The sequence below is a fragment of the Alterinioella nitratireducens genome (assembly GCF_013155465.1).
Classification (GTDB): Bacteria; Pseudomonadota; Alphaproteobacteria; order Rhodobacterales; family Rhodobacteraceae; genus Alterinioella; species Alterinioella nitratireducens.
On record NZ_JABJVX010000021.1, the window covers coordinates 26,849 to 33,879 of the forward strand.

Annotated in this window: 7 protein-coding genes and 2 pseudogenes; 3 read left to right on the forward strand and 6 right to left on the reverse strand. The window is 61.4% G+C overall.

Annotated features, from left to right (window positions below; all coding sequences use genetic code 11):
- Window positions 1-118: 118 nt before the first annotated feature.
- From HNS34_RS18970 to HNS34_RS18980, 3 genes are all read left to right on the forward strand, one after another.
- The gene (locus HNS34_RS18970) at window positions 119-1,036 is read left to right on the forward strand and encodes an HpcH/HpaI aldolase/citrate lyase family protein (protein ID WP_172321669.1); all 918 of its coding nucleotides are present in this window, start codon (window positions 119-121) and stop codon (window positions 1,034-1,036) included.
- Between the two features lie 302 nt (window positions 1,037-1,338).
- Window positions 1,339-2,163, forward strand: coding sequence for an IS5 family transposase (locus HNS34_RS18975; protein WP_172321670.1), 825 nt, complete (start codon window positions 1,339-1,341; stop codon window positions 2,161-2,163).
- A gap of 143 nt (window positions 2,164-2,306) precedes the next feature.
- Window positions 2,307-2,672, forward strand: coding sequence for a transposase (locus tag HNS34_RS18980; RefSeq protein ID WP_172321671.1), 366 nt, complete (start codon window positions 2,307-2,309; stop codon window positions 2,670-2,672).
- Window positions 2,673-2,926: 254 nt separating this feature from the next.
- Here the strand turns inward: HNS34_RS18980 and HNS34_RS18985 are convergent.
- From HNS34_RS18985 to HNS34_RS19010, 6 genes and pseudogenes are all read right to left on the reverse strand, one after another.
- Window positions 2,927-3,106, reverse strand: a pseudogene (locus HNS34_RS18985) (YjhX family toxin); the annotation flags it as partial.
- 244 nt (window positions 3,107-3,350) lie between these two features.
- Window positions 3,351-3,562, reverse strand: a pseudogene (locus HNS34_RS18990) (DUF7220 family protein).
- A gap of 455 nt (window positions 3,563-4,017) precedes the next feature.
- Window positions 4,018-4,464 (reverse strand): DUF6362 family protein, encoded by a 447-nt coding sequence (locus tag HNS34_RS18995; protein ID WP_172321672.1) that lies wholly within the window; start codon window positions 4,462-4,464, stop codon window positions 4,018-4,020.
- Window positions 4,457-4,660, reverse strand: coding sequence for a hypothetical protein (locus HNS34_RS19000; protein ID WP_456236979.1), 204 nt, complete (start codon window positions 4,658-4,660; stop codon window positions 4,457-4,459). The genes HNS34_RS18995 and HNS34_RS19000 overlap by 8 nt, the downstream gene beginning before the upstream one ends.
- Entirely contained in the window at window positions 4,657-5,193 is a 537-nt protein-coding gene (locus HNS34_RS19005; RefSeq protein WP_172321673.1) for a hypothetical protein, read from the reverse strand. Before HNS34_RS19005 ends, HNS34_RS19000 begins: the two co-directional genes overlap by 4 nt.
- A 362-nt stretch (window positions 5,194-5,555) precedes the next feature.
- On the reverse strand, window positions 5,556-7,031 hold a 1,476-nt coding region (locus HNS34_RS19010), incomplete at its 5' end, for an AAA family ATPase (RefSeq protein ID WP_172321674.1).

The window sequence follows — 7,031 nt, forward strand, 5'->3', positions numbered from 1 at the left end:
CCCCACCTAGCCTGGGAAGCAGCTCGATTCGTCCCGATTTAATTGGACTGACCTTTTCTTGCATTTGTTGGCGAAGGCTGTAAAGTTGTTTCTGCATGAAACGGAGAAGGAGCTGGACATGCCCGACATTTCGACGCCCGACCGGGCAGATAAACCCATGAGATCGCTACTTTTCGTTCCCGCCGACAGCGAAAAGAAAATCGCCAAGGGGTTGGAAACCGCGGCCGACGCCCTAGTTCTTGATCTAGAGGATTCCGTCATGCCGGAGCGAAAATCCGCGGCCCGTGCGGCCCTGGCCGAGCTGCTCGCTGCGCATCCGTCCTCGTATCGCGGCGCCCTTTGGGTGCGCATCAATCCGCTGAATACCGAGTATGCGCTCGAGGATCTCTGCGCGGTGGTCGGACCGGCCCTGAAGGGGATTCTTCTGCCCAAGTGCGAGGGACCCGGGGATGTAGAGACGGCTTCGCGCTACATCGACGCGCTCGCCCGCCGAGCGGGGCTGACAGATGATCGGATCGGTATCCTGCCCGTGGTGACGGAAACCGCCGCGGCGCCCTTCACGCTGGGTGCGTACCGCGAAGCGGCGCTGCCGCGACTCTGGGGCATGACGTGGGGCGCCGAGGATCTGAGCAGCGCGATCGGCGCTGCAACCAACATGGCGCCCGACGGCAACTGGGCCTTTACCTACAAAATGGTCCGCAGCCAGTGCCTGTTGGCGGCAAAGGCCGCGAATGTGCAGGCGATCGAGACCCTTTATGTCGATTTCAGCGATGACGCGGGGCTGCGGCGCAGCTGCGTCGAAGCGCGGCGCGAAGGGTTCAACGGCCGCTTCGCCATCCATCCGGCACAGGTCGACGGCATCAACGAGAGTTTCATGCCGGCGACAGACGAGGTCAACGAGGCCCGCAGCATCGTCGCGGCTTTCGCGCAAGCGGGCAATGCCGGGACCGTGGGGATGCACGGCCGGATGCTCGACATCCCCCATCTCAAGCAGGCGCAGAAGGTGCTGGAGCTGCACGAAAGCTTCGGAGGATAGCGCAAACTTGACGCTTCTGGTTCCCTCCCTGAATGTTGGACCAATCTAAGTGAGAATTTTCCGGCTACGATGGGCCATCTAGGAGGGGCCGTAGCAGATGAAGAAGTCCACGATCAGCAGATCGCCTCTGCCTTGCAACAGGCCGAGGCGAGGATATCCGTTGAAGAGGTCTGCGGCAAGATCGGAGTCGGTCAGGCGACGTTCTACCGAAGGAAGAAGGTCTAAGAGGCTGATCGGAAATGAGTTGAGTGAATTCAGCAGGTTGTGATTCTGTTCGGTTGCGAAACATAACGGAGATCACGATGGCCTGGACCGAATTCACCCGCGCACAGCATATGCGGAAGACAGAGCGCTATCCAAGCGATTTAACGGCGGAAGAATGGGCAATCGTTTGCCCGCTGCTGCCAGGCCCCAACCACCTTGGTCGCCCGCGACAGGTGGAATTGCGCCGCATCTGGAACGCGGTTCAGTATATCGCTGCGGCGGGATGCGCATGGTCGCTTCTGCCGAAGGACTTCCCGCCGGTATCGACGGTGCGCTATTATTTCTATCGTTGGCGCGACGATGGCCTGCTTGCCGAGATTAACCGCAAACTGGTCGCGGCGGCGCGTCACGCAGCAGGACGGGATGCCCAGCCGACAGCTGGCGTGATTGATAGCCAGAGCGTAAAGACCTCTGAAAACACGTCTCTTTCCGGGTTTGATGCTGGCAAGAGGATCAAGGGGCGAAAGCGCCACATCATCACCGACACATGCGGCAACCTGATCGCATGCTCGGTTCATACGGCCAATATTCAGGATCGTGACGGTGCACCCGGCGTCTTCGCCAAGCTCTGCTGCGAGGCCCCGAAAATGCGTCACATATTCGCCGATGGTGGCTATGCCGGGCCGAAGCTGCGGGGCGCCATTGTCAGCCTCGGACGCTGGACGCTGCAGATCATCAAACGATCCGACACCGCCAAAGGCTTCGAGGTGCTGCCGCGAAGATGGGTTGTCGAGCGCACCTTCGCGTGGCTTGGCCGCTGCCGTCGTCTGGCAAGAGATTGGGAGAAAACCATCGAAAGCGCAGAGGCCTGGGTCTTGATCGCACATATCAGGCGCATGACACGCCTCCTCGCAAGAGCATGAAATCACTCAACACATATTGAATCGGACTCTAAGGCTGTTGATTGCCACTGAGAACTTACCCGGGTTTGGAGTGAACCCCTCGGGCTGGACCACGGGTCCCTGAATATCTGATACGCTGAACGGGCCTTGCTTGGAGAAGGCTCATGACGTCACGAGGTCCCTACCGTCGCCATTCGACACCATTCAAGCTGCAGCTCTGCCAAGACATCCCGGCGGGCGTCATCGGTCGGCGCGATGCGCAACGCAGCCATAATATCTCGGCCAACCTCATCCAGTTGTGGCTGACCCAGTTCGACCGCGGCGAGCTGACGGACGAGGAGGCCGAAGCCAGCGTCATCGCCGAGTATGAGGTCCGCTTCGCGGCGCTCGAGCGCAAGGTGGGCCAGCTGACGATGGAGCCGGATCTTGCCAAAAAAACACCACGGGTGCCGACCGCGAGCGGCAGCGAGAGACGTTGCGTCATCAGCGGCCCCGGGCCTGCTCCATCAGACGGGGTTGCGCAGCCATGAACCTGCCAAGCAGCACCTACCATTACCGCGCGGTCGCCAAGGCCGAAGGGCTGACCGACGCCGAACTCACGGTCATCATCGAAGACATTCAGGACGAGCTGTCCTGCTAAGGTTACCGCCGCGTGACCCACGAGCTCCGTCGCCGCAGACTTGTAATCAATCACAAGAAGATAGCACGGGTGATGCGGGCGGCGGGACTTGGCGTCAAGGCGACCGCGTTTCGAGATGCGATAGGCACCGCCGCAGCGGGATTCGATCAGCCGCTTGCGCTTGAGCTTGTTGAAGATGGTCATGTCGAGGTCGGACAGGATCATCCCTTCGCGCGTAACGCAGATTACAGAGGTGATCTTGGGGCCATGCTCCCGCTCGTGCAGGATGCGGCCGCCAAGAGCCAGAACGTGCAGCGCACGTTGTTCGTTTCTTGAGATATTCATGGAAGTCTTGTGTGACAGACGTGAAAAAACGCCCAGCGCAAATGCGCCTGGCGGCTTCGGTTTCACGTGGCTCTCTGAAACTCAGAGAGCCCTATCACACAAGCTCTGACATCCAGTCTCCGTTGTCCGGGCTGCGCACTCCGTCGCCGCCCGACCGTCGAGATAGACAATGCTGAGCGTGATCTCAGCCCAGCAGAGCAGTGCGCATGCAACCGTCTGCAGTGTGACGCAAACCTGTCTCGCCTCACCCTGCCATTGACTCGAGCAACCTGTGCACAGCGCAGCTTCGAACTAAGGGAATCGCGGTGAAGATCACGCTCAGCGCCGGGTCTTGGCCAAGGATTGGGTGCAATCCGAACCATGGAACACGATAATCTGCGTGACCACCGCCAGCTTGTGGCCAATCGCGAGATTGGTGATCATCTCGGTCAGCGACATGTGGCGCGACTGCGTCATGCGCGCTCCCTCGATCGGCTCGCGAACTTGCGGTCTTCCCGCGGCATCATGGGCGAGTGGTTTCCCATGTGTGTTGGATGCTGGCCGGATTCCGGACGCCGGATGCCGCGCTGGATTCCAGGCGGAGTCCAGCAGCAGCCCGGGTGTCCGGCCCGAAGGCCAGCGTTTGTTGGTCTTTTTTCATCCTCCGCCGGACTCCGGATTCCGGGGTGGCTTCCCAAAAAATCGACCCTGACGCTGGCGATATTGCGCGCTGCGCCCTCCCGTATACGTTTATGGCCAGGAAGGACCCGTAAAGTCAGTGGGTTAGCCGCTTGGACCCCACCTGGACCCTTGGTTGGCCCCCGGAAGCCAGCGGTGCGGGCTGTCCCGCACGCGCCTCTCCCGAGTATATCCAATTTCTAGCGTCATTCTCGGAATGTGTAAGGCCCTGCGATGTACACCGGAAAATTTCCTCACAGGACGATTTTTCTTGACAGGTGATTGGCGTTTTTAATGACGAATTGCTGCGAACGCCGGGCCGGAGGCACACGCCCATGCAGACGCCAGGTGATTACCGCGAGACCGAACTGCCAGCGTTTGGTCGCGGCCGTCCGGCTGAGCCCCATTTCCCAGCAGATCGGTTTCCACGCCGTGCGCTCGGCACGCAGCCAGACGATCCGGGCATCATCCCGCTCCAGCCAGCGCAGCCAGAGCAACGCCTCCTCGGCCTCAGAGATCTGGCGCGGACCCGGCCGGGGCTGCCGCATCTGCGGCTCCTGACCAACCTTGTCCGCGAAGCTGTGGAAATACTCGGGCCAGGCGTTGAAGAAGCCCTGCGGCATGACGCCGGGCAAGGTGCGGAAGACGTCGGCCGCGCTCTCCAGCCGGTCCTCCACCCGTGTGGTTGTCCAATCACCCATGACGTGCCTCCCGTTCCAGTTTGCCGTAGAGACGCTCGCCAAGCTGCCGCACCAATTCGCGCTCGGGCCAGGTCAGCCGGTCATCGTCAATGGCGACGGCAAGCAGGCCTTGCTCTTTCCAGCCGTCGCGTTTGACCTCATCGGGCTGGCGACGATGGCCGCCATAGCCCTTGGGTGTGAAGCGCATGCCAGTCATTGCACACCTCCGTGGGTTTCAATGGCCCAAAGCAGGATCGCGATGGCATCGGCCTCATTGTCATCAACTGGGCTGAACCCGCGCGCCCGGGCGGCGGCGATCATGGCGGCCTTGTTTGCGTTGCCCTTGCCGGCGGCGTGACGCTTGATCGTACCGACAGGAACGCCCTGGTAAGGGACGCCGCGCAACTCGGCCCATGCCGTCAGCGTCGCCATCAGACCTCCATAGACGTGGGCTGCGTCAGTGCCCACGTGGCGACGGACCTCCTCGAACCAGATGGCAGCGATAGGCCCGGACAACCGCTCCAACTCTCCCAGCCAGTTCGTGAAGCGCAGGTATCGCATCCCACCACCATCGAACCGGCCATTGCGGAACGATGCTGTGCCGCTGGTAATCAGCCCGTCAGCGCCATGCAGCGCCCAGCCCGTGGTTGTGCCAAGATCGAGCGCCAGCAATGTGCGCTGGCCGGTAAACGCGGGCGGCACATTTCGGACGGCGTTCTGATTGGGGTTGGTCATGGTCTGGTCCGCCATGGGCTTTCTCCTTTTGTGATTGGCTGCTCGAGGGGTGGAACGGGTCAGACTGCGACCCGAGAAATCGCCCAGGGGTAGGTGGTGGTTCTCCCCGCCTGTAGCGGGGAGGACACCTACCCCTTTAGGGGGGACTTTTCTGAAATCTGAAATCTGGCGTAGTTCACTGATTTTGTTAGCCAAATCCAGATTGGGGAGCAGATTTCGGAAACACCCTTCCGAAATCTGGAAAGGACCTCCCAAATCCCTGAAACCAAATGGAAAAAGCCAGATTCCAGATTTCAGCAGGATTTCAGATTTTGCAAAATCTGGCCAGATTTCGGAGCCGTGGGGCCAGATTTCGGGAAGCAAAACTGCGTGTTTCATCATGCGTCATCCACATCGCGATAGACCCAGACGGAGGGGTTTTCGACGGGCAGGACCGCACCGGTCTGCGGGCATTTGTAATGGCTGGGCAAAACATCGATCAGCTCCGGTGTGACCTCTCCGGTGCCTGGATCGACATGCTCCCGGCTGGTTGCAAGACGCATGGTCTCGACGCAGAGATAGCCGTATTTGCTCCGCTCGGTCGCGAGATCCAGCGCCGCCGCAGCGGCCCCGCGAACGAACTTCACGTACCCTTTCGTGGTCAGCACGTTCAGCCGTTCGCGGATGATCGATTGCCCACCGAGCCCCCCTGTGTTCTCGAAGGTCTCAGCGAAATGGGTCATCGTGTACATCCGACCCTGAAGGGCCTCTTCATAAAGCAGGCCGCAGATCACCTCGCCCTTGCGATCCCGCTCCGCATCGTGCTTCGCGCCGACGTCCTGGCGCACCAGACGCTCGTTCATCGGGTTGATCTCGACCCATTGGCCGCCGACCTTGTCGATCACCTTTGGCGGCAGCGCGGGGCCATTGCGCAGCTCGATCTCCAGTTTGCGCTGTGAGCAATCCTCGTCGGGCCGGTGCAGGATCAGGCCGGAAGTGTAAAACCCGCGCAGCGCGCTGGCGCCGGAGAGCGCGAGGAAGGGATCATCCTTTACCTGCTGCTTGCTGAGCTTCTTGGTGTGATGGATCAGGATAACCCCGCAGTCGGGGTCAATATGGTCGCGCAGGACCTCGACCCGTTCCTTCAGGAAAAACATCATGGCTGTGTTGTCATTCTCGCCGCCGCCATCGGGCCCGCCGTCGAAGAGGTTCCGGATCGGATCGACGCAGAGGATGTCGGGCGGCGCCTCCGGGAAGGCGGTCTGGACAGCGCGCGCCACGCGGACGCTGCCCTCATTGTCGAGCAGCATCTTCAGCTTGGGCGTGGCGACGAAGGTATCGCGCGCGGCGGCGAGGACCTCTGGCGGGAGGGCGATCTGCTTTAGCCGCTCTCGCAGATAGTGATACTGGATCTCGGCCTGCAGATAGAAGATCCGCAGCGGCCGCGGCGGCGTGAAGCCGAGGAACGGCACGCCCGCAGCCATGTGGACGAGCCAGGAAATCAGCAGATCGCTCTTGCCCACCTTGGGCGCACCGCCCAGCACCAAGAGCCCGCCCGGCGTCAGCACGCGCGGCGCGATGATGTCCTCCGGCATGGGGCTCTGGTCGTCCAGCAGCGCGCCGAGGGTGAAAGCGGGCATCTCGACTGGCCCCGGTGCGCCGGAGTCCAATCGGATAACCGGCGGTCCGTATTTCTCGACATGCCGCTCCCAGAGCCGCTCGGACTCGCGCTTGAGTCGTTCGACCGGCCACTGCGGTCGCAGCATCGCGGCGTTGTAGCCGCAGATGCCTTCCCAGCCTTCGTCTTTTGTCATCCGGCCCTCGTGGACCATGCGGATGAAATGGCCGATCGCTGCAGACGCCCCCTCGAAGCG

Bases quoted from the DNA above. Each gene is read 5' to 3' on its own strand.
- HNS34_RS18970 (WP_172321669.1), top strand. From the start codon at position 119: ATGCCCGACATTTCGACGCCCGACCGGGCAGATAAACCCATGAGATCG.
- HNS34_RS18975 (WP_172321670.1), top strand. From the start codon at position 1,339: ATGGCCTGGACCGAATTCACCCGCGCACAGCATATGCGGAAGACAGAG.
- HNS34_RS19000 (WP_456236979.1), bottom strand. From the start codon at position 4,660: ATGACTGGCATGCGCTTCACACCCAAGGGCTATGGCGGCCATCGTCGC.
- HNS34_RS18980 (WP_172321671.1), top strand. From the start codon at position 2,307: ATGACGTCACGAGGTCCCTACCGTCGCCATTCGACACCATTCAAGCTG.
- HNS34_RS18995 (WP_172321672.1), bottom strand. From the start codon at position 4,464: ATGGGTGATTGGACAACCACACGGGTGGAGGACCGGCTGGAGAGCGCG.
- HNS34_RS19005 (WP_172321673.1), bottom strand. From the start codon at position 5,193: ATGGCGGACCAGACCATGACCAACCCCAATCAGAACGCCGTCCGAAAT.